The organism is Mycolicibacillus trivialis (assembly GCF_002102395.1).
Taxonomy (GTDB): Bacteria; Actinomycetota; Actinomycetes; order Mycobacteriales; family Mycobacteriaceae; genus Mycobacterium; species Mycobacterium triviale.
Genome location: NZ_LQPZ01000043.1, coordinates 1 through 1,094, shown reverse-complemented (window position 1 = coordinate 1,094; position 1,094 = coordinate 1). Strand labels below are relative to the sequence as shown.

The 1,094-nt window shown below is 65.4% G+C and carries 1 protein-coding gene; it reads left to right on the top strand.

Translation table 11 applies throughout. The annotated features are described in order from the left end of the window. The first annotated feature begins 99 nt into the window (after positions 1-99). Positions 100-1,071, top strand: coding sequence for an IS481 family transposase (locus AWC30_RS15180; protein ID WP_085111077.1), 972 nt, complete (start codon positions 100-102; stop codon positions 1,069-1,071). Positions 1,072-1,094 lie beyond the last annotated feature (23 nt).

Genomic DNA, 1,094 nt, shown 5'->3' with positions numbered 1-1,094 from the left:
TGTTGTGACCTGAGAGGTTGTTGACGGCGTGCCTGCTTGAAATGGGGAGGACCTCCTGACGGAGTGGATGTGTCTGGCATTCACCCGGAGGAGGTCCTCGTGTCTCACGCTAACGCTCGTACCAACCTGTTCGCTCGTCGCCTCATCGTCGAGCGTGTCGCTGCTGGCTGGCCACCCGCACAGGTGGCTGAACAACTGGGGATCTCGCGGTCAACGGTCTACAAGTGGCTACGCCGGCACGCCGAGGGCGGCGAAGCGGGGTTGGCCGACCGCTCATCACGTCCGATCCGGATGCCCCAGCGCACCAGCAAGCGGGTCGAACAGAAAGTGCTCGCTGCCCGGCGACGCCGCAAGCGTGGCGCGGTGGTGCTCGCCGCCGAACTCGGTCTCAGTCCCTCGACGGTCGGACGGATCCTGGCCCGCCACCAGGTACCCCATTTGTCGGCGATCGACCCGATCACCGGCGAGGCGGTGCGCTCATCACAGCGCAGCCCCAACCGCTACGAACACCGCACCCCCGGATCCCTGGTCCATGTCGACGTCAAAAAGCTCGGCCGCATCCCTGCCGGTGGCGGGTGGCGCCTGCATGGCCGTGAAGCCGCGGTCTCCGTTGCCAACCGGCACAAGAAAATCAGGATCGGCTACGACTACGTTCACACGGCCATCGATGACCACACCCGGCTGGCCTACAGCGAAGTCTTACCCGACGAGAAGGACCTGAGCTGCGCCGGATTCCTCCACCGGGCGCTGGCCTGGTTCGCCGCCCACGGCGTACCCGTGCGGCGGCTACTGACCGACAACGCCCTGGTCTACCGGCGCGGCACCAACTGGGGCTGGGTATGCACCGCCTGGGGGCTGCGACGCCGATTCATCAAACCCGGCTGCCCCTGGACCAACGGCAAAGCAGAACGCTTCAACCAGACCCTGCTCAACGAATGGGCCTACGCGCGACCCTGGTCATCAAACAGTCTGCGCACCCGAGGCCTTGACCGATTCCTTCACCGCTACAACACTCAACGAGGCCACTCCGCCCTCGGCGGGAAACCACCCATCAGCCGACTCGCCGCCTGACAACAACGTCTCAGGTCACAACA